The sequence below is a fragment of the Duganella sp. GW821-FHT01E12 genome, from assembly GCF_059422325.1.
Map to the genome: position 1 here is coordinate 605836 of NZ_JBWKWR010000003.1, position 21771 is coordinate 627606.

Annotated in this window: 19 protein-coding genes; 16 read left to right on the top strand and 3 right to left on the bottom strand. The window is 61.2% G+C overall.

Annotated elements, in window-relative coordinates:
- The 14 genes from AC07WS_RS12455 (at position 1) to AC07WS_RS12520 (ending at position 15309) form a co-directional block, all read left to right on the top strand.
- Positions 1 to 1479 (top strand): GGDEF domain-containing protein, encoded by a 1479-nt coding sequence (locus AC07WS_RS12455; RefSeq protein WP_494729376.1) that lies wholly within the window; start codon positions 1 to 3, stop codon positions 1477 to 1479.
- A gap of 139 nt (positions 1480 to 1618) precedes the next feature.
- Positions 1619 to 2134: a PRC-barrel domain-containing protein gene (locus AC07WS_RS12460; RefSeq protein ID WP_494729377.1), complete on the top strand. Its 516-nt coding sequence runs from the start codon at positions 1619 to 1621 to the stop codon at positions 2132 to 2134.
- Between the two features lie 108 nt (positions 2135 to 2242).
- Positions 2243 to 3325 (top strand): ABC transporter substrate-binding protein, encoded by a 1083-nt coding sequence (locus AC07WS_RS12465; protein WP_494729378.1) that lies wholly within the window; start codon positions 2243 to 2245, stop codon positions 3323 to 3325.
- Between the two features lie 70 nt (positions 3326 to 3395).
- On the top strand, positions 3396 to 4115 hold the full coding sequence (locus AC07WS_RS12470; protein ID WP_494729379.1) for a hypothetical protein: 720 nt from the start codon (positions 3396 to 3398) through the stop codon (positions 4113 to 4115).
- Positions 4116 to 4190: 75 nt separating this feature from the next.
- Entirely contained in the window at positions 4191 to 5621 is a 1431-nt protein-coding gene (locus AC07WS_RS12475) for a circularly permuted type 2 ATP-grasp protein (RefSeq protein WP_494729380.1), read from the top strand.
- 9 nt (positions 5622 to 5630) lie between these two features.
- Entirely contained in the window at positions 5631 to 6581 is a 951-nt protein-coding gene (locus tag AC07WS_RS12480; RefSeq protein ID WP_494729381.1) for an alpha-E domain-containing protein, read from the top strand.
- 13 nt (positions 6582 to 6594) lie between these two features.
- Complete coding sequence (locus tag AC07WS_RS12485; protein ID WP_494729382.1) at positions 6595 to 7398, top strand: transglutaminase family protein; 804 nt, start codon at positions 6595 to 6597, stop codon at positions 7396 to 7398.
- A 54-nt stretch (positions 7399 to 7452) separates the two neighbouring features.
- A complete protein-coding gene (locus AC07WS_RS12490) occupies positions 7453 to 8328 on the top strand; it encodes a proteasome-type protease (RefSeq protein WP_494729383.1) in 876 nt (291 codons plus the stop codon).
- Positions 8329 to 8393: 65 nt separating this feature from the next.
- On the top strand, positions 8394 to 8780 hold the full coding sequence (locus tag AC07WS_RS12495) for an Hpt domain-containing protein (protein ID WP_494729384.1): 387 nt from the start codon (positions 8394 to 8396) through the stop codon (positions 8778 to 8780).
- 514 nt (positions 8781 to 9294) lie between these two features.
- Positions 9295 to 9726 (top strand): hypothetical protein, encoded by a 432-nt coding sequence (locus tag AC07WS_RS12500; protein ID WP_494729385.1) that lies wholly within the window; start codon positions 9295 to 9297, stop codon positions 9724 to 9726.
- A 102-nt stretch (positions 9727 to 9828) separates the two neighbouring features.
- Positions 9829 to 10740: a LysR family transcriptional regulator gene (locus AC07WS_RS12505; protein ID WP_494729386.1), complete on the top strand. Its 912-nt coding sequence runs from the start codon at positions 9829 to 9831 to the stop codon at positions 10738 to 10740.
- Between the two features lie 103 nt (positions 10741 to 10843).
- Complete coding sequence (locus tag AC07WS_RS12510) at positions 10844 to 12772, top strand: serine protein kinase (RefSeq protein WP_494729387.1); 1929 nt, start codon at positions 10844 to 10846, stop codon at positions 12770 to 12772.
- Positions 12773 to 12781: 9 nt separating this feature from the next.
- Positions 12782 to 13915, top strand: coding sequence for a DUF444 family protein (locus AC07WS_RS12515; protein WP_494729388.1), 1134 nt, complete (start codon positions 12782 to 12784; stop codon positions 13913 to 13915).
- A gap of 5 nt (positions 13916 to 13920) precedes the next feature.
- A complete protein-coding gene (locus AC07WS_RS12520) occupies positions 13921 to 15309 on the top strand; it encodes a SpoVR family protein (RefSeq protein ID WP_494729389.1) in 1389 nt (462 codons plus the stop codon).
- Here AC07WS_RS12520 and AC07WS_RS12525 read toward each other — a convergent pair.
- Both AC07WS_RS12525 and AC07WS_RS12530 read right to left on the bottom strand, forming a co-directional pair.
- Positions 15266 to 16327, bottom strand: coding sequence for an SDR family oxidoreductase (locus tag AC07WS_RS12525; protein ID WP_494729390.1), 1062 nt, complete (start codon positions 16325 to 16327; stop codon positions 15266 to 15268). The two genes, AC07WS_RS12520 and AC07WS_RS12525, sit on opposite strands and share 44 nt — an antisense overlap.
- Positions 16327 to 17607 carry a nucleotide sugar dehydrogenase gene (locus AC07WS_RS12530; protein ID WP_494729391.1) on the bottom strand — a complete coding sequence of 427 codons (1281 nt, stop codon included), beginning with the start codon at positions 17605 to 17607 and terminating at the stop codon, positions 16327 to 16329. Before AC07WS_RS12530 ends, AC07WS_RS12525 begins: the two co-directional genes overlap by 1 nt.
- Before the next feature lie 185 nt (positions 17608 to 17792).
- On the opposite strand from AC07WS_RS12530, the gene AC07WS_RS12535 reads away from it, so the two are divergent.
- Both AC07WS_RS12535 and AC07WS_RS12540 read left to right on the top strand, forming a co-directional pair.
- Positions 17793 to 20168, top strand: coding sequence for a hypothetical protein (locus AC07WS_RS12535; RefSeq protein ID WP_494729392.1), 2376 nt, complete (start codon positions 17793 to 17795; stop codon positions 20166 to 20168).
- On the top strand, positions 20162 to 20914 hold the full coding sequence (locus tag AC07WS_RS12540; RefSeq protein WP_494729393.1) for a S1 family peptidase: 753 nt from the start codon (positions 20162 to 20164) through the stop codon (positions 20912 to 20914). The genes AC07WS_RS12535 and AC07WS_RS12540 overlap by 7 nt, the downstream gene beginning before the upstream one ends.
- Here AC07WS_RS12540 and AC07WS_RS12545 read toward each other — a convergent pair whose 3' ends face one another.
- Positions 20915 to 21658 (bottom strand): N-acyl amino acid synthase FeeM domain-containing protein, encoded by a 744-nt coding sequence (locus AC07WS_RS12545; protein WP_494729394.1) that lies wholly within the window; start codon positions 21656 to 21658, stop codon positions 20915 to 20917.
- Positions 21659 to 21771 lie beyond the last annotated feature (113 nt).

Genomic DNA, 21771 nt, shown 5'->3' on the forward strand with positions numbered 1-21771 from the left:
ATGAGACATAGCCAGCCGTTCGCGGACCTTCCCCAAATGGCACGCGCCGTGTCCGTGCGGCGGCTATTCCGCGACGGCAGCCGGCGCGAACGGTTGTTCATCTCGATTCTGTGGCTGTTGTCGCTGGCCGCCAGCATAGGACTGGGGCTGGCCGTGGTGATCGGCAAATGGTCCGGCCTGCCGGTGCAGTTGGGCGGGGTCGAGTTGTATATCACCGTCTACCCGCCGCTGGTGATCTGCCTGTTGTGGACGCTGACCTGCGGCTGGTGGTGGGGCGCCATTCCCGCCTATCTGGCCACCTTGACATTGGCCCTCTACGGCGGCATGCCGCTGTCCTGGGCGCTGCTGTTCAGCGCCGCCAACCCGCTCGGCTTCGCCGTCATGGGGCTGGGTTATCGAGCCATCGCCATCAGCCGGCAATTGACCAGTCTCGGCGCAATGCTGTTTTATGTGCAGCTATCGTTTGTGGCCGCCATATTCAGCTCCAGCGGCGCACTGGTCTGGTGCTACACCAATCGGATCGATTCGACCGCCCTGCTGCCGATCTGGCAGGGCTGGTGGCTGGGCGCCTTCCTGCAAAGCGTGTTCTTATGCGCGCCGGTGATGGCGGTGTTGTGGCCGCACCTCGAACGCTGGCAGCAGGCCCGGCCACAATTGCTGGTGGACGCCGGCACGGACCCGCGCGGTTCGGTGCTGCGTCTGCTCGGTTGCGTGGCGATAGGCGTGCTGGTCTACGGCTTCGTGACGTTGCAGTTGGCCGACAATCTGCTCCGCGTGCAGGCGGCCGGCATCCCCGCGGCGCTGGCGCGGGCGCTGGAAGTGGCGCGCGATACGACCTGGGCGTTCTACTGGGTGTTCGCGCTGATCGTGGTGTTCATCGCCGTTTTCGGTTACCACATGTTCATCCACTGGCAGACGCTGACCAATCAGCTGGTCACCGATCTGCGCCACGCCAACCAACGGCTGTACTTGCTGGCCGGCACCGACAGCCTGACCGGCCTGCACAACCGCCGCGTCGCCGACGAACGCATCGCCGCCGAGTGGCAGCGTTCCCAGCGGCTGGGCCTGGGCGCTGCGCTGGTGATGATCGATATCGACCATTTCAAGCAGATCAACGACCGCCACGGCCACCCGGTCGGCGACGAAGCGATCCGCATCCTGGCGGCGGAGATCCGCGCCCTGTCGCGCGAGATCGACTGCGCCTGCCGCTACGGCGGCGAGGAGTTCGTCATCCTGCTGCCGCAAGCCGACGCCGAAGGGGCGTATGTGTTCGCCGAACGGCTGCGCACGCGCGTGGCGGCGATGCCGGTGGCGAGCGAACATGGCGCCTTCCACTTCACGGTCAGTGTCGGCATCGCACTGTTCAATGCCGAGGATGTCAGCCACGAGGCGTGGATAGAGCGCAGCGACAGCGCCTTGTACCGGGCCAAGCGCGACGGACGCAACCGGGTGGTGTCTGAATCGCCCGTGTCCGCTTAATTGGGTTCGCCAGGAACTCATCCCCGTCCTACATCCACACTGCACGCGCACCTATACCTGTGCGGTCGCGCTCCAAGCATGATGAGTGTTGTCACCGCGTTATTTAACGCGGGACCGCACCAACTATCTGGAGACCACCATGAGCTACCTCGACCGTGATACCTATGGCATATACAGCGAAACCTCCGACGGCCCCGGCCCTCGGCTGATGGGCGCCGATACGCTGATCGGCGAAGACGTCTACAACCGCCAGGACGAAGACCTGGGCGACATCAAGGAAATCATGCTGGACATGCGCCAGGGCCAAGTGGCCTATGCCGTGCTGTCGTTCGGCGGCTGGCTGGGCATGGGCGACAAGCTGTTTGCCGTCCCCTGGCAGGCTTTGCAACTGGACAGCGCCAACAAGCGTTTCCTGCTGGATGTGTCCAAGGAACACCTGAAGAATGCGCCGGGCTTTGACAAGGATCACTGGCCGGACATGGCCAGCACCGAGTTCAGCACCCAGATCCACAACTTCTACGGCACCCAGCAGAACGTGCCGGGCGCCCGCACCGCCAGCGGCAGCGTGATGGGCAGCAGCACCGGCAGCCTGCAAAGCGACCAGCCCGGCAGCGCCAGCCGGAGCACACCCGGCAGCAGCAGCGGTTCGCTGTAGCGGCTGGCCCACAGAACGCGCACATTGGCTCGTCAAGGCATGCGATAGCGGGCATGCCTGGCGGGCATCTCTGGTCTAATTGTTGTATCGACAGCAATTAGACCAACCATGCAAAAATCACTCGCACTTCCCCTCATCGCGCTGGCGCTGTGCGCCGGCAACCTCCCCGCCCTTGCCTTTGAGCCCCTGCCGCCGGAAACCATGGACGACGCCCGCGTCTTCAAGGTGGAGGTTTTGCAGGTGACCGATATCGAGCCCTACCAGGAGGCCTACAACGGCTTCATCAAATCGCTGCAATCGAGCGGGCTGGTGGCCGGCAAGAACCTGAGCATCAACCGCGTGGCGATTGACTTCGACATCGAAAAAGGCGGCTTCTGGAGCCGGCTGGGGGTGCTGCTGCGCATCCGCCAGGAGACCGGCCGCATCGTCGAGGCCAAGCCCGACCTGGTGCTGACCATCGGCACGCCGGCCACCAAGTATGCGCGCGGCATGCTGGCCGATGCCCATATCCCGCTGGTGTTCACGGCGATCGCCAATCCCGAGGACGCCGGCTGCGTGTCGCTGGTGGACGGTGGCGAAGGCGCGACCGGCTCGACGCTGTACACCGACATGGCCGACTCGCTGAAGCTGGTGCAGGACGTGTTCCCGAACGTGCGGCGGATCGGCATGGTCTATACCGACGACGAGAACGGCGTCGCCAACGTCGCCGCGGCCACCCGCAGCGGCAAGCCGCTGGGCCTGGACGTCAGCTCCAGGCTGGTGAACAAGACCGACCATATCGCGCCGTCGCTGAAGGAGCTGTACTCCGCCGGCCGCGGCGTGCAGATGTTCGCCGTGCCGCTGGACACGTACTACGGCTTGCACCGCTACGAAGCGGCCATCGACCTGGGCGATTTCGGCATCGAGAACAAGGTGCCGGTGGTGACGCTGGCGATGGTGCGAGTGCCTGGCGCGGCGCTGTACGTGGGCGCCGATTTCACCCAGGTGGGCCGCCTGGCCGGCAACCAGGCGGCCAAGATCCTGCAGCGCCACACCAAACCGGACGTGTTGCCCATCCTGCGCCAGGAAACCCCGACGGTGATGGTCGATCCGGCGCGCATGGCGGCACTGGAGGTGACGCTGCCGCCGGCAATGGCGGCCCGCAAAACCGTCACCACCAGCGGCTTCTGGCAGATCGACCTCGCCAAGTAAGTTGTTGCTATACTCGTCCCATCGGTTGACAACTTTGGGATCGCATATGCTGCGCAGGCCAGTCCTTGCCTTGATGTTAGTGCTGGGCCTGGCTGCTGCGCCCGGCCATGCCGGCGACGATGCCAGGCACGTCGTCATGGCCACCATGCTGGAGCAGCAAAGCACCTTCGCCGGCCGGTGGCTGAGGCTGATCTACACCGATGCTTTCCAGCAGCTGGGCGTGGCAGTGGAAATACGCAGCTATCCCGCCGCCCGCGCCAGTGCGGAGGCGATCGCCGGCAACGTCGATGGCGAGCTGGCGCGCGGCTATGACTACGCCGCCTTGCAGACGGCCCTGATGCGGGTGCCGGAAGCGCCCTTTTCGGCAAGCAACGCGGCCTATACCCGCAATCCCGACATACATCTGACCAACGGCTGGGACTCCTTGCGCGGCACCAACTACCGTGTGGATTTCCGTTTCGGCTACCCGGTGGTCCAGCAGCGGCTGGCGGCCGTGCTGCCGCCAGGCAGTTTTAACGGCGTGCTGAACGCGGAACTGGGCTTGCGCAAGCTGGCCGTCGGGCGCACCGACCTCTACATCGACACCGCCGAGGTCATCGACCCCATGCTGGCCAGTCCGGAATTCATGCATGCAGGCATACATCAGGCCGGCGTGATGGAACGCATGCCGATCCATGCCTATCTGAACAAGAAGCATGAAAAGCTGGCTCTGCGCCTGGCGGCCGTCATCAAAAAAATGCGCGAAAACGGCCAGATCGAACAGCTGCGCCAGCAGGCGCTGAAAGAGTAGCCGCACCAAAACCGGGCATTTCCTCTGGCACGTTTCTTGATATATCAGAAACGTACTCATCAGGGAATGTTCGATATGGCTAAATTCTTTAACGAAATGACCGCCGACGGGCTGGCCCATCACGCCAGCGCCGAGGTACGTGAACACTACCGCGAGTTCTGCGGCTGGCTGCAGCGCCAGTCGTCGGAAACCATCGAGCGCAAGCGGGCCGAGGCCGACCTGACCTTCCGCCGGGTCGGCATCACCTTCGCCGTCTATGGCGATGACGCCGGCACCGAGCGGCTGATCCCCTTCGACACCATTCCGCGCATCATCCCGGCGGGCGAATGGAAACAACTGCAGGCCGGGCTGGTGCAGCGGGTCCAGGCCCTCAATATGTTCATCCATGACATCTATCATGACCAGAACATCATCAAGGCAGGCATCATCCCCGCCGAGCAAATCTACAAGAACGCCCAGTACCGGCCGGAGATGCAGGGCATCAAGGTGGCCTCGGACATCTACGCCCACATCGCCGGCGTCGATATCGTGCGGGCCGGCCAGGGCGAGTTCTATGTGCTGGAGGATAACTTGCGGGTGCCGTCCGGCGTGTCCTACATGCTGGAAGACCGCAAGATGATGATGCGGCTGTTCCCCGAACTGTTCGCCCGCAACAAAATCGCGCCGGTCGACCACTATCCCGACCTGCTGCTCGACAACCTGCGCTCCGTCGCGCCGATGGGCATCAACGATCCCACGGTGGTGGTGATGACGCCGGGCATGTACAACTCGGCCTACTTCGAACACGCCTTCCTGGCCCAGCAAATGGGTGTGGAACTGGTCGAGGGCAAGGACTTGTTTGTCAGCGATAACACCGTATTCATGCGCACCACGCGCGGCCCCAAGCGGGTGGACGTGATCTACCGTCGCCTCGACGACGATTTCCTCGATCCGCTGGCATTCCGCCCGGATTCCTCGCTCGGCGTGCCGGGGCTGCTGTCGGTGTACCGCGCCGGGCGGGTCACGCTGGCCAACGCCATCGGTACCGGCGTGGCGGACGACAAGTCGATCTATCCCTTTGTTCCCGACATGATCAAGTTCTACCTGTCGGAGGAGCCGGTGCTCAACAACGTGCCGACCTACCAGTGCCGCAAGAAGGAAGACCTGGCGTACACGCTGGCCAAGCTGCCTGAGCTGGTGGTCAAGGAAGTGCACGGCGCCGGCGGCTACGGCATGCTGGTGGGCCCGGCCTCGACCAAACAGCAGATCGAGGACTTCCGCCAGCGCCTGCTGGCCAGGCCGGACGGCTACATCGCCCAGCCGACGCTGGCGCTGTCGGCCTGCCCCACCTATGTGGAAAACGGCATCGCGCCGCGCCACATCGACCTGCGCCCCTTCGTGCTGTCGGGCAAGACCATTTCCATGGTGCCGGGCGGGCTGACCCGCGTGGCCCTGCAGGAAGGCTCGCTGGTGGTGAACTCGTCGCAGGGCGGCGGCACCAAGGATACCTGGATACTGGAACGATAAGGAGACACTATGTTGAGCCGCACCGCCGACCACCTGTTCTGGATGGCGCGCTACACCGAGCGCGCAGAAAACACCGCCCGCATGCTCGACGTCAACGTGCAGACATCGATGCTGCCGCAGTCCGACGAGGAAAACGCGCACGGCTGGCGCGCCATGCTCGGCATCTCAGAGCTGCAGTCGGCCTTCGACCGCAAATACGACTCGCTGGAGGCGCGCGCCGTCATCGACTTCATGGTGCGCGATCCCGACAATCCGTCCTCGATCGTGGCCTGCCTGACCGAGGCGCGCGAAAACGCCCGCGCCGTGCGCGGCACGCTGACCACGGAGGTGTGGGAAATCCAGAACCAGACCTGGCTGGACATGCAGAAGCGGCTGGACAGCGATCTGCTGGAAAACGATCCCAGCAAGTTCTTCGAGTGGGTCAAGTTCCGCTCGCACCTGTCGCGCGGCGTGACCGTGGGCACCATGTTGCGCGACGAGGCCGTGCATTTCATCCGCCTGGGCACCTTCCTGGAGCGGGCCGACAACACGGCGCGCATCCTGGACGTCAAGTTCCACGGCGGCGGTGCGGAAAGCACCGGCGAGACCATGACCCAGCGCGATTTCTACTACTGGGGCGCGCTGTTGCGTTCGGTGTCGGGTTTCGAGATCTACCGCAAGGTGTACCGCGACGTCATCACGCCGGCGCGCATCGCCGAACTGCTGATGTTGCGTGGCGATATGCCGCGCTCCCTGCTGGCGTGCATGGATGAAGTGGTCCAGAACCTGCGCGAAGTGCGCAACGACGTGTCCGCCGACACGGAGCGCTTCGCCGGCAAGCTGCATGCGGAACTGCAATTCGGCAAGATCGACGACATCCTGGCCGCCGGCCTGCACGACACCCTGACCGGCTTCCTGGCCGACATCTACCAACTGGGCAACCGCGTCAGCCGCGATTTCCTGGTGCCGCTGGCGGCTTGAAACGAGGCACTCTATGCAACTGACGATACGTCACGAAACGCGCTACACCTACACCACGCCGCTGGCCTACACCATCCAGCAGCTGCACCTGACGCCCCGCGCCGAGGCGCAGCAGCACGTGTTGTCCTGGAATATAGCGATGCCGGGCCACGTGCACGCCTACACCGACGCCTACGGCAACCGGTCGCACATGATGACGATGGACGTGCCGCATCAGGGACTGAGCATCGTCGCGGGCGGCGTGGTGGAAACCACCTGTCCGAAACAGGGCCGCATTCCCAACGGCGACAGCCTGTCGCCCTTGATCTATACGGTGTCCACGCGCCTGACCGAGCCCACGCCCGGCATCCTGGAACTGGCGGCGTCCTGCCTGCCGGATGGCAAGGCGCAGACCAAGGACTTGATACGCCTGGCCGAGCACATCTTTGGTGCGGTTCGGTATCAAAGCGGTGCGACCGCCGTCACCACCACCGCCAGCGATGCGCTGGCCCTGGGCGAAGGCGTGTGCCAGGACCATGCGCACCTGTTCCTGGCCTGCTGCCATGCGCACGGGATACCGGCCCGCTATGTGTCCGGATATATCGACCCGGAAACCAGCGACCACGCGGCCAGCCACGCCTGGGTCGACGCCTGGGCCGAAGACAAGGATTACACCGGCTGGGTCAGCATCGACGTGACCCATGCGCGGCTGATGACGGACGCCTATTGCCGCTTGGCCATCGGGCGCGATTACGACGCGGCGGCGCCTGTGCGCGGCGTGCGGCGCGGCGGCGGCACCGAATCGATGAGCGTGGATGTGCAGATCGTGCCTCAGTAGCCGCACCGGTGCGGGGTGTACAATAATAATTATTCTAATCAATAACTTGCAACGATGACTTACTGTGTGGGCATGCGCCTGAATGCCGGGCTGGTGTTTCTATCCGATTCGCGTACCAATGCTGGCGTAGACCAGGTCGGCACATTCCGCAAGATGAGCGTGTTTGAAGTTCCCGGCGACCGCATGATGGTGCTGATGACCGCCGGCAATCTCTCGATCTCGCAATCGATACGCCAGCTGGTCTCCGAACAGCAGAACGCCGACGGCCACAGCATCTGGACCGCCACCAGCATGCACGAGGCCGCCCGCCTGCTGGGCGATGCCGTGCGCCAGGTACACGAGCGGGAAGCCAAGGCGCTGGCCGAGTTCGGCATCGAGTTCAACGTCAGCATCATCTTCGGCGGCCAGATCAAGGGCGAGCGCTGCCGTCTGTTCCAGATCTATTCGGCTGGCAATTTCATCGAGTCGCACGACGAAAATACCTATTTCCAGATCGGCGAGGCCAAATACGGCAAGCCCATCATCGACCGCGTGGTGACGCCGGCCACCAGCCTGGACGACGCCGCCAAATGCGCGTTGATCTCCATGGATTCGACGCTGCGCTCCAATGTGTCGGTCGGGCTGCCGCTGGATCTGCTGGTGTATGAAAGCGACAAGCTGGCGGTGACCCACTTCGTCACCATCGACGAGCGCAACCAGTACTTTCAGATGATACGCAACACCTGGGGCCACCAGTTGAAGCGTGTGTTTGAAGGACTGGACAATCCGGTCTGGAACGCCGCGCCTGAAACCACCAGCAACGTGTTGCACTCAACCCAGATCGGCAGCCAACCGGTACGGGTGATGCCGCCGGCCGGCGTGGCCGCCCCGCCGGTGTCGAATACCCCGCTGCAGACGCTGACGCAACAGTTTCACGACGGACAACAGTAACCGTCGGCTTCGGCCATCGGGAGAGAGTATGATGCAATATAAATTCAACTCTCACGGAGCGCTGCATGTCCGATGCCACACCGCCGGTATCCGAGGAACATATCTTTTCGGTCGACACCTTGCTCAAATACATGGGCAACGACGATAAGGCGCTGGCCGTTGTCTCAAAGATAGTGCGTGATGCCTGCTCGCCCGGCATGGCGCCGATGCAGCAGACCGCAGATGCACTGCGCGACCAGCGTTATCCCGAAGCTGGTAAAACCCTGCATAGCCTGCGCGGTTCGATCGGCACGCTGGGCGCCAAACGCCTCGTCACTTCCTCGCTCAAACTGGAGCAGGCCATCGCGGAACGTCATCTGGATCAAATCCCTTCCCTGTTCACCGCCCTGGAATCCGAATACAAGCTGGTATTGCAGTCGGCCGAAGGTTGGCTGCAACGCAACGCGCGATAAAGTGATGGGCTTACCCCCTCAATGCCTCAATAATAACCAGTAATTGCGACATTGAAATCAAATAATCGCAGGTGTATTGTTCAGTAATTGTGAATTTTCACTTATGCTGCATCGCAACCAGAGCCTCGCCCGGCAGCTTTCCTGCCCCCCTTAACGAATGGTTACAATTGTTACCCTGAATATAGGCTAGCGTACAAGAGGCTGAAAAGCTTCGTGATAATATCCGCTCCAGATTCGCAAAACATGCCGGGCTAGCAAGGCAAAAGCTAGTGTGCGCCGCGCTTTTTGATAGTTTTGTAGAATGGAAAGCTGAATATATTGCACTAAGGCATCTTGCGCAATTGATAATTTGTTTCAGTGCAAGTATAATGGTGCAATGCGTCGAGCCGGTGGCACGGTACTCGATGGACTTGAAGGACCGCAGCAGACGGCCTCGGGTTTTAGCCTTGGACAGAATAGTAGGAAGGCTTTCCTCACCGACAGTGGTACTGCTTTAACCAAGGGTAACTAAAATATGGAATTATTCAACAAGTCGGGCATACTGGTATCGTCGGTACTGGTGCTGGTGGGCGCATTGATTGCCTGTCAAGCGCAGGAAGACGCGATCCCCTCGCCGACCGTGATTGAAGCTGCTGCGATGCAATTGGGACCGCAAGGCCAAACCGCCGGCGAACGCCGCCTGCAGGAATGGGCCGATCAAGGATCGCCGGTAGCCCAGCGCGAATTGGCGTTGCGCTATTTGTCCAACCCCGCCAAGCGCCGCGAAGCCATGCAACTGTTCGAGCGCGCAGCCAATGCCGGTGACGCACAGGCTGCGGAGGGACTGGTTGGCATGTATCACGGCAACACGGCAGCCATGCAGGGTGCCAACGCGGCAGGCAGTTCGGCCACCACCGCCAGCCGCGTCATTAAAGAAGCCGCCAACGTGAATTACATCCCACGCTGACCGCCCTTTTCGCTTGCCATCGAGCCGCAACGCCCCTGGGTGCTGCGGCTTTTTTATTGGCTTGCCGGTTTATACTTAACAAAACGTACATGGGAGTGGCATATGGACAGATTGCGCGCGCTGGAGGTGTTTGTGGAGGTGGTGCGCAGGGAAGGCTTTGCCCGCGCTGCGGACGCGCTCGATACATCTCCGGCCAACGTGACCCGCTACATCAGCGACCTGGAAGCGCATCTGCAGACTCGCTTGCTGAACCGCAGCTCGCGCAAAATGTCGCTCACATCCAGCGGCGAAGCACTATTCGAACGCGCCAAGTCCATCCTTGACGACGTGGCGGAAGCGGAAGCGGTCGTCTCCTCCGCCACCTTGCAGCCGCACGGTGTGTTGCGCATCAACGCCCCCCTCAGCTTCGGCGTGCTGCACCTGGCGCCGCTATGGCCCAGGTTCATGCAGAAATATCCCGACGTACAGCTGGATGTGGCGCTGATCGACCGCGTAGTCGATATCGTCGAGGAAGGCTACGACATGGCGATCCGCATTTCGCGGGCCGGTTCGGCCTCCAATGTGGCCCGTAAATTGGCCACTTCGCACAACATCCTGTGCGCTTCGCCGGACTACATCAGGCAACGCGGCATGCCGCTGCATCCCGCCGAGTTGCTGCAACACAGCTGCATCGGCTACAGCTATGCCGCCACAGCGGACGAATGGCAGATACTGGATGCGAATCAACAAACGCACACGATCAAAGTACAGTGCGCGATGCATACCAACAATGGCGACACCGCCCGCAGCGCGGCATTGGGTGGCCTGGGCGTGATCTGGCAACCCAGCTTCCTGGTCGGCGCAGATCTGCGCGCTGGCAAGCTGGTACGTGTGCTACCCGACTATCACATGCCGGACATCGACGTGCTCGCCGTGTATCCCAGCCGTCGCCACCTCAGCGCCAAAGTGCGGGTGATGATCGACTTCCTGGTCGAGCAATTTTCCGGCACCCCGCCATGGGACCGCGTCGACTAGTTTTCAGCCAGATAAATCCCTGAATCCATTTGACGCAGGTCATATGGCCTGCGGCTCTAGCGCAGATACTCAATGGGCTGACCGCACATGAGGGGATGCGACGATGGATCAACGCGAACTATATCGGGAGCAATTGCAAGCTTTCACCCGCCAGCACCGGGCGGGGCATTGGAGCGGCAACTTCGGGCAATTCATGGAACAGGTGTTGCCGGTGGCGCCTTGCCAGTTCGCGCGCAGTTCGCATCAATACATCTGGGACATGCTCGGCTGGAGCGGCCAGCAGGACGAGAACGGCAAGCTGCGCTGTAAATTATTTGCCGACGAACTGTTCGGCATCGACGATGCGCTGGCGCGGGTCGCCGACTATTTCAAGGCCGCCGCCGCCGGCTCGGAGGTGGGCCGACGGCTGTTACTGTTGCTCGGGCCGCCGTCCGGCGGCAAGTCCACAATGGTGATACGGCTCAAACGAGGCCTGGAGGAATACAGCTATACCGACGCCGGCGCGCTGTTCGGCATCGCCGGCTGCCCTGTGCACGAATCGCCGCTGCACCTGGTGCCGCACACCATGCGTTCGGGCTTCCGGGAAACATACGGCGTGGAGGTGACGGGCGAACTATGTCCGCATTGCCGGGCGCGGCTGGAGCACGAACTGAACAGCGACTTTCTGCGCATGCCAGTCGAACGTATTTTCATCTCCGAAGCCGGGCGCAGCGGCATTGGCACTTATGCGCCACACGATCCCAATACGGCCGACATTGCCGATCTGGTGGGTTCGGTCGACCTGTCCAAGGTGGCTGAATTCGGCGACGAGGGCGATCCGCGCGCCTGGTCGTGGTCCGGCGCGGTCTATGCAGCCAGCCGCGGCATGCTGGAGATGATAGAAATCCTCAAGGTCAAACGGGAATTCCTTTATCTGTTGCTGACGCTCACCCAGGAAAAAAATGTCAAGGTGGCGCGCTTTCCCTTGATATATCTCGATGAAACCATTCTGGCCCATACCAATCTGGCCGAATTCCGCAAATTCCTGCAGGAGAGCGAGAACGAAGGCTTGCTCGACCGCATGGTGATCGTGCAAGTGCCTTACACACTGAACTATCGTGAGGAGGCGCGCATTTATCACAAGCTGATCCTGGCGGCCGCGGCGGCCTTCCGCAGCGTGCACCTGGACCCGCACGTGCTGCACGCTGCAGCCGTGTTTGCTGTGCTGACCCGGCTGCACGAAGCCGAGGAACGCGACGGTGAACTCGCCAAGAAGGTGCGCATCCATGCGGGCGAGGACGTCGACGGCATCCATCCGGCGGAAGCGCAACGGCTGCGCAATCGCGACAAGGCGCCGGACGAAGGCTTGTCCGGCGTTTCACCGCGCTTCGTGATCAATGCGCTGTCGAACGCTATCATCCAGTCGTCCAAAAGCAGCCTCACCACGATGGATCTGTTGCTGGCGCTGAAGGACGGCATCGAAAGCGATGCACGCATCGACCCGGCACGCAAGCGCAAGTGGGTCGACTACCTGGTCTTGACGCGCAAGGATTTCTATAACCGCTGGGTCAAGGAAGACGTGCACAAGGCGCTGTTCGTGTCGTTCGAACAGGAGGTCGAGGAATTGTTGGGCAAATATCTGGACGAAGTCGAGGCCATGCTGGATAACCGTCAGGTCAAGGATCCCATCACCAGCGAAGAACGGCGCCCCGACGAACGTTTCCTGCGCGCGGTGGAGGAGAAGATTTCCATCTCGGACTCCGGCAAACAATCGTTCCGCCAGGAGGTGGTGCGCAAGGCGATGAGCGCCTACAAGCGCGGCCAGCGATTCGGTCTGGGCAGCCACGTGCAATTGCGCGACGCCCTGCAGCAATACTTGTTCGAACAGCGCCGCGACGTGCTGCGCCTGGTCAGCTCCAGCAAGCGCCCCGATGACGATGTGCGCGCCAAGATATCCGCGGTCGAGCGCCGCCTGGTCGACGAGTACGGCTACGACAGCCATTGCGCACGCGAAGCCTTGAACTACGTCACCACGCTACTGGCGCAGGAGTGAGGACCAATCATGCAAACAGGCGAACGTGACTGGTATGAGTTATTCTCCCGCGGCGCGCGCGACTGGTTGCGGCATAACGACAAGGTCCGCAAAGCGGTGCGCGACCATCTGCCGGAAATCATCTCATCATCCGAGCTGATCAGCGAATCCGGCCAGGGCAGCGTGCATGTACCGCTGCACCTGCTGGAACACGCGCGCTTCCGCCTTGCAGAAAACAACCGCACCACCGGTGCGGGGCAAGGGCCGGGACAACCTGGAGATCTCCTGATGCCGCCCAACGACAGCGCCGATGAAGATGGCGCCGGCGATGCGCCGGGCAAAGTCACACTGATGATGGAATTTGCGGTGAACGATATCCTGGACTGGCTTTGGGAAGAATTTCAGCTGCCGCTACTGCAGCCGCGCGGCAACACCACGCTGGAACAGCCTGAAGTCCTGCATCGCGGTTGGGATAAGCGCGGCGCCCGTTCAAGGCTGGATCGCCGCCGCACCATTAAAGAGGCCATCAAGCGGCGCGCTGTGCAGAGTTCACCGGCACCGTTCACCAACGACGATCTGCGTTTCCGCCAATTGGTGGAGCGGCCCCGCCCCAGCAGCAATGCGGTAGTGTTCCTGGTTCTTGACGTGTCGACCAGCATGACGCAGGCCGAGCGGCGCCTGGCCAAAACCTTTTTTTTCCTGGCACTGCAAGGCTTGCGGCGCAGCTACCGGCAAGTGGAGCTGCGTTTCCTCGCGCACGCGGCCCGGGCCTGGGAGTTCAACGAACGGGACTTCTTCGAAGTCAGCGGCATGGGCGGCACCATGGCCTCCACCGGCTTTCAACTGGTGCTATCGATGCTGGATAAACGCTATAACGCGGCCAGCTACAACAGCTATCTTTTCTACGCCTCGGACGGCGATAATTTCTCCGAGGATCGGACGGCGGCCGGCAAGCTGCTGGGGCAACTGGCCGGCCGCATGAATTATCTGGCCTACATCGAAACCCTGCCCGGCATGCCGCGCATGCTGGAGACAGAAATGGGGCGCTTGTGGAAAGAGCGGGAGCGACAGGGCCTGCCGCTATCCAGCGTGGTGCTGACCCACAGCGAGGACGTCATCGGGGCGTTGAAACAATTCCTGGTACGGCAGGCCGCAGCGGAGTAAAACGCATGACGACGCTTGAGGACTACACCGCCCGTATCGAGCAGCTTGCCAACGAGTTGGGAATGGAGCACTACCCTGTCGACTTCGAACTGGTGCCGCAGAACTTCATGCTGGAAATCGCCGTCTACGGCGTGCCCGTGCGCATGCATCACTGGTCGTTCGGGCTGCGCTACATCCACCAGCTCTTGCACCAGAACATGGGCCACTCGCGCATCTTCGAAGTGATGTTCCCCGGCGATCCATGCCGGGCCTACATGATGAATCAAAATAGTCTGGCAGAAAACACGCTGGTGGCAGCCCATGTGATCGGCCATGCGGATTTCATCCGGCGTAACGCGCTGTTCGAACGCTTCCTGAAAATGGCAGGCGGCCATATCCTGGAGCAAAGCGCAGCCCGCGCCCACCGCCTGGATCTGGCATTGAACCGCCACGGCCAACAGAAGGTGGAAGCCGTGCTGGACGCCGCACTGGCCCTGGAGCCGCATATCGATATCCAAAAGGAGCTGTACCGCGCTCCCTACCCGGACAGCAAGCCGCAGCCTGCCGGGGCACCGGGAGTGTTTCAACGGCGCTACCAGTCTCTGCCTGGCGAGACGCCGCCTCCTCCACCGCCCCCTGCCTGCGGCACTACTCCCCCCTATCCTGAATATGATCTGCTGTGGTTTATCGCCCGGCACGCGCCGGAGCTGGACGAGTGGGAACGCGATATTTTTCTCGCGGTGCGCGAGGAATCGTTCTACTTTTACCCGGTGCATGCTTGCCAGATCATGAACGAAGGCTGGGCCTCTTACTGGCACGCCCGCCTGCTGCGCGAGGCGGACTTCCTGCCTCAGCCGCTCTACTTGCAAGCGGCCAAGGCACATTCCGACGTAGTGCGGCCCTACGCAGGCGAACACCAATTGGCGCTGGCAGTCAACCCCTACCATCTGGGATATAGCATGTGGGAGCGCATCATCGAGCGGGATGGCGTCGCTGAGGCGCGCCGTATTTGCAGCGAGGAAGACGACTTTGGATTTATCCGCAACTATCTGGACGCGGACCTGGCCGCAGAACTAGGCCTGTTCAGCTATCAAATGCGCAAGGATGGCGAAACCCGAATACTCAGCCGCGATCTGCAAGCGGTGCACGAGGCGATTCTAGGGCCGAAATACAATTACGGGACGCCCCGCATCGCTGCCGAACGCGTGCTGGACGATCATTCTCTGGTCTTGCGGCATGATCACGCCAGCGATGGACGCGGCCTGGACCTGACTGCCGCAGAACAAGTGCTTAACTATGTGGCGCGTATCTGGCGCAAGCCTGTCACTTTGCACACCGTAGATTTCCGCGGCGTGCCACGGGCGATGACAATCAGCGCTCCAGGTACTGCACATACCAACGCAAAGCCTGCTTGAGGCCACGCCGCAAATCGTGGGTGGGCACGTAACCCAGCAACTCCCGCGCCTTGGAGATATCGGCCTGCGAATGGCGAATGTCGCCGGCGCGGAACTCACCGTACTGAGGCTGGTAGTCGCGCAGGTGGGGATAACGCTCCACCAACAGGTCATGCAGCATCAGATACAACTCATTCAAGCTGGTGCGTGTGTTGAGCGCGACGTTATAGACCTGGTTGACTGCGTCCTTGCGATCACACAATGCGGCAAGCAGGTTCGCCTGCACCGCGTTGGCGACATAACAGAAATCCCGGCTGCTCTCCCCATCGCCATTAATCACCAGCTGCCGCTTTCCTATCATTGCCCCGATCCACAGCGGAATTACAGCGGCGTATGCGCCGGTTGGGTCTTGGCGCGGCCCGAATACGTTGAAATAACGCAAGCCGATGCTTTCCGAACCATAACATCGTGCGTATACATCCGCATACAGTTCGTTCACATACTTGGTCAGCGCATACGGCGACAAAGCCCTGCCGACCAGGGCCTCCTGCTTGGGTAGTGAGGGATGGTCGCCATAGCTGGCGCTGGACGCCGCATAAACCACGCGCCGCACACCTGCCAGCCGAGCTGCCTCCAGCACGTTGAGAAAACCGCCGACATTGATGTCATTACACAGGAGCGGCTCGCGAAACGAGCGCGTTACGGAACCCAGCGCGGCTTGATGTAATATGAAGTCGGCGCCCGGGCAGGCCCCGTTGCAAGTGGCCGCATCGCGTATGTCGCCCTCGATCAGTTCGAATCGGCGCCAGGCATCCTGCCCCACAATGTCGCGGACCTGTTCCAGGTTGTGGCGATAGCCTGTGAGGAAATTGTCCAGGCCGACGACGCGCTGCCCCAACTCCAACAGGGATTGCAGCAGGTTGGAACCGATAAACCCCGCCACGCCCGTAATGACCCACCGGTACTGCTGCTGCAACAGATGTTCACGCACATCCTGATAGTTGGTAGTGGCAGGCGTACCATCTTCATAGTCGGCCATTACAGCCTCCATACGTTGAGCCCGCTTTGGCGCAGGGCCTGTTCGTCGAACTGGGACTTGAGGTCGATAAAGCAGCCGTCCTGCACGATCTTGGCGCGTATCTGCTGCAATGGACGTTCGGCCAGTTCACTATGGGCCACCGCGCTGATCAGCGCTTCCGCACAAGGCAGATCATCCCAGGACTCCAGCTTCACGCCGTACTCGAGATGGGCTTCGTCCGGATCGGCCACCGGGTCATGAACGTGGACCTGCAAGCCATAGGACTCCAGCTCGCCGATCAGGTCGGCCACCTTGGAGTTGCGCAGGTCGGGACAATTTTCCTTGAATGTCAAGCCCAGCACATTCACCCGGCATCCCTTGAGCTTGAAACCGGCGCGCACCATTTCCTTCACCGTTTTCTCGGCAACGAATTTGGCCATGCCGTCGTTGATGCGCCGTCCGGCAAGGATCACATGTGGATGGTAGCCCAGCATTTCGGCCTTGTGCGTGAGATAGTACGGATCGACGCCGATGCAGTGGCCGCCGACCAGTCCCGGACGGAAAGGCAGGAAATTCCATTTGGTGCCGGCCGCCTGCAGGACTTCCAGCGTGTCGATGTCGAGCCGGTCGAAGATGATTGCCAGTTCGTTCATCAAGGCGATGTTGAGATCGCGCTGGGTATTTTCAATCACTTTGGCGGCCTCGGCGACCATGATGGTGGAGGCGCGATGCACGCCGGCGACCACTACTTCTTCATACAAGGCCGCCACGCGCTGCAATGTCACGTCGTCGTCCGCAGCAACGATCTTGCGGACGGTAGCCAACGTGTGTTCGCTGTCGCCAGGGTTGATGCGTTCCGGTGAGAAGCCGACATGGAAGTCGCGTTGCCATTTCAAGCCCGAACATTGTTCCAGGACGGGAATGCAAATCTCCTCAGTGGCACCAGGGTAGACGGTCGATTCGAAAACAACAACCGCGCCCGCTTTCATGTAGCGCCCTACCGATTGGCTGGCGCCGAGCAACGCTGAAAAGTCGGGGTTGTGGGCGCTGTCGACCGGCGTGGGCACGGCGACCACGATATAGTCCGCCTCGCTGAGGACCGCGGGATCGCACCCCATTTCCAACCAGCGCGCCGCCGAAAATTGCTCGGCTGTGACTTCGCCCCCCGGATCGACGCCGCGCCGGTAACTGGCGACCTTGCGCGCGGACAGGTCGACGCCGATGGTGCGACGGCGCGACCCAAACGCCACCGCAAGCGACAAGCCTACATAACCCAGTCCCACCACGGCGACCACTTCCATAGCGCACCTCGCGTCACAGCGTTAAACACACGTCTGGGCCGATTCTACGGAGCGCGACCAGTGCCCTGTTGAGATGGCGCAAACCAGCGCCGAATGCGCCGCAAGGCGTGCACGTTTGCGGCCGATCAAGGGGGGAGGCGGCGAGAGTTCCTACTCTATCCCTACCATTCGCCAGGGAGAATCTCATGTGGTGCGCTCGCCTGCTCTCGTGGGCATTTTTCGGCGGCTTTCTGCTGGCGTTCGCGGCTTACCCGCTTTACGACAGCTGGCTCCCAGCGATCCTGCTGGCGTACGGTGCACTGCTGTGGTGGCGACCCGTGCTGTGGCTAGTGGCTTTGCCCGCGCTGCTGCCGGTGCTGGATCTGGCGCCGCACACCGGGTGGTTCTTTGTTGAGGAAATCGATCTGCTCTTATTGCTGACGGCAGGCTTATGTTACTGGCACCTCGATGCCCGCCACCCACGCCCGTTTTTCCCACCGCTGTTCCGGCTCAGTTTATTGCTCCTGGCCAGCGCCTGCGGCATAGCACTCTGGCGTGGCTTGCAACCGCTTCCCCCCATTGACGCCAATTCGTTCAACAGCTATCTCAGCCCCTACAACGCACTACGCATCGGCAAAGCCTGGTTCTGGAGCTTAGTCTTGCTGCCGCCATTGAAACAGGCGCTCGGCCCCGACCTCGCAGGACTGCGCCGTTTCCTCCTACCTGGCATGTTGATCGGATTGGGCTTGGCGGCCAGCGCGGCCACAATTGAGCGCTGGCAGTTTCCCGGACTCCTCAATTTTTCCAGTGACTATAGGATTACCGCGCCCTTTTCCGCCATGCACACCGGCGGCGCAGCGCTAGACGGCTATCTGGCAATGAGCTGTCCGCTGTTGGCGGCATGGTTGTTCGGCAAGCAGTCCCTGGTACGCCAAGGGATTGCGCTGTTTCTATTGCCGCTGGCCCTCTATGCCGGTCTGACTACTTTTTCACGCGGTTTATACCTGGCCTATGCGGCGGCTGCACTCATACTCGCAGGCATTCCCTTGATGGAGATGCTGAACGCGGACCTGATACGCCAGCGCTGGCGTGCCGCACTGATGATTGCGGTCGCCGTCACCGTACTCGTCTATCTACTCGACGCGGTATTTGAAAGCAGCGGCTACCGGGGCTTTGCCGCAGCATTGGTCTTACTAACGGCGGCGTTGCTGCTGTCGTCGCAGTCCATGAAGCCGCTTGCCACTATAAGCAGCCTGATCTGCGGCCTGCTTGTTGCAGGCGTTTTTGCTTGGCTGCTGCCGGTGGGGCAGCCGTCGCCAGTCCTATTGAAAGCGCCATATCTGCTCTTCCTTTGCTCCTCATTGACTTTCGGATGGACCATCCGCCACCCGGACAGACTGTTGCCGTTATCCGTGCTGGCGTTGGCGGGACTATCGGTCAACACGATCTGGATAGCCCATCATCATGCCGGGCCTTCAGCCTTGGGCCCAAGTGCCGGCCTGGTGTTGATCGCCCTGACGCCGCCTGCGTTCACGCTCCTGCGCCGGCGTCCCCTGTGGCGGTCAAACCGGCGTAGCCTGAGCGCACTGATGACAGCCATGATGGTGCTGGCAGCAGTCATACCCATACATAACAGCTACTTCGTCTCTGAACGATTTTCCACGACGGGCAGCGATCTGTCCGCACGGCTGCGGCACTGGAATCAGGCACTCGACCTGATGAATAACGATTGGGGCACCACGCTATTGGGAACGGGTTTGGGGAAGTTTCCGGTGCTGTACTTTTGGCGCAACCAACAACACGAGATTCCGCCCACCTATCACTACCTTGATCAGGGTGGGAACCGCTATCTGCGTCTGACCGCCGGCGAATACCCGGCAGGCTACGGCGAGATGCTGCATATGCTGCAAGTGGTAAACGTACAACCCGCGACGCCCTATCTGTTGGCGCTGGACATCTGGAACGGCGGCGCACCGGCTTTTCTTCACGTGAATTTATGCGAGCGCCAGCTGCTCTATCCACAAGGCTGTATCGCCCTGCCATTACGTCAGATTTCTAAGGCGCCGAATTGGCAACGGTATCAATTTCCGCTGTCGTCGGGCGTTCTTGGCCGTTCTGGCCGGCGGGTGCAACTGGATATCGCCGTCGAAGGTGAACGCGCCACTCTGGACATAGACAATGTCAGCCTGCGCAGCCAACCCGAACAACACGAGCTTGTGCACAACGGTTCATTTTCGGAGGCAAACAACTACTGGTTTTTTAGCAGTGATCGTTACCACCTTCCCTGGCATATCAAAAACCTGGGCCTCAACCTGTATTTTGATATGGGCTGGCCCGGCCTGATGGCCTACGCAGGACTGCTCGGCAGCGCCAGCGCGGAATTGCTGCGCCGTGCATTCGACGACGACGATCAGGCGCTGCCACTCGCCCTGCTTGCTGCTCTTGCCGCGTTTCAAGTGGTGGGCCTGTTCGACAGTTTGTTCGACGTTCCACGCATCACGCTGCTTTTCATGCTGCTGCTGTGTGCCTCCGCTCTAAGGCCTATACCGTCCGCGCCAATTTCCGGGAGTCCTACATGCTGAACCGCCTCTATCGCTGCGCGTTGTTCGCGTTCGGCCTGGCGATGCCCGCCGCCGCTGACGAGCTCAGCCATACCATTGAACTGGTCAAACCTTCGGTGGTGGGCATAGGCAGCTTCCAAAAAACCCGCAGCCCCGCTTTGTCCTTTATCGGTTCGGGCTTTGCGATCGACGATGGACTGACCGTCGTGACTGCTGCCCATGTGGTCAATGAGCTACTTCGAACCGACCAGGGCGATATGTTGGGCATTCTGGTACGCCAGGGCGAAACGTCGCAATTTCGCGCGGCCGCGGTAACGATGATCGACAGGGAACACGACCTCGCCCGCCTGCGGGTGCAGGGCGCCCCCATCCCCACGCTCAAGCTGGGTGATTCAACCAAAGTACAGGAGGGGAAGTCACTGGCCTTCATGGGTTTTCCCCTAGGCATGGTCCTAGGTTTGCGCCACGTTACGCATCGCTGCACCGTATCGGCCATCACCCCGGTGGCGATGCCGTCGCTCAGTTCGAGCAGGCTCGACGGCAAGCTGCTGAACCAGTTGCAAAAGCCCCCCTATCTGGTGTTCCAGTTGGACGGCACAGCTTATCCGGGCAACAGCGGCAGTCCGCTGTTCGACCCCGACACCGGGGAAGTGGTCGGGGTCGTCAACATGGTGTTCGTCAAAGGCGTCAAGGAAACGGCAATCAGCACGCCCAGCGGCATCGCCTACGCGATACCGACCAGTTATCTTGAAGCGCCGCAGAAATAGCTAACTTCGGCCGGCAATCAGGCGACCAGTGATACCCGGTTCGTCCCAAGTCGGGAAGAAGTAGGGGTAAAACGACCGCTCGGTGGTCTGTCGCTCCATCATGCCGCCGAACTTCCGGATCTGTTCGCCCATGTAGTCCAGCTCCAGCCGCAACAACACGGCGGGTGCGCCGACCCTGGTGCATGGCCGCTCTCCGCCGAAGTCCCGGAAACCCAGCATACGCTTGTAGAACATGACGTGGCGCGGATTGACCTCGATCACGTAATCGGTATAGCCGTGGATATTGCGCGCATAGATATAGGAAATGTGGATCAGCGCGGCGAATACCCGCTTGGACACACCTTTGTCGATCGCCAGCCTCGACGGCTCACACAGGCGCCGGTGCTGGGCGCGCAATTCGTCGAGCTTGTCCTGGAAATTTTCGTCGGCAGGCAGGCCAATCTCATCGCTGTCCAGGCACAGCGACATGGTGCCTACCGTCTGGCCGCCCGTCTCCGCAAACAGCGTGATTTTGTTGAGCGCATGGGGCGCATTGGGATCGACCGAATAACCTCGCCACCCGTACATTTTTTTGAGCAACAAGCTGGCCGCTTCCCTGCGGCCCTGCGAGTTTGCCATACGGATATGGAATATCTGCTGATCTATTGTATGGTCCAATTCCTTGTGGGCTGTGCCTTCGCCGACCACGAGGTCGCGCAGGCCTGGACCGGCTTCAAATGAAACTATCGCGTCGTCATATTGCACGGTGGGGATCCTGTCAGGTCTGTCGGCCAGTTGCCGAAATCGGACAAACTGGGGCTCATGCTCTTCAGACCTGCCTTTTTGTTGGAAAGTTCCCCAACTATCAAAATATTTTT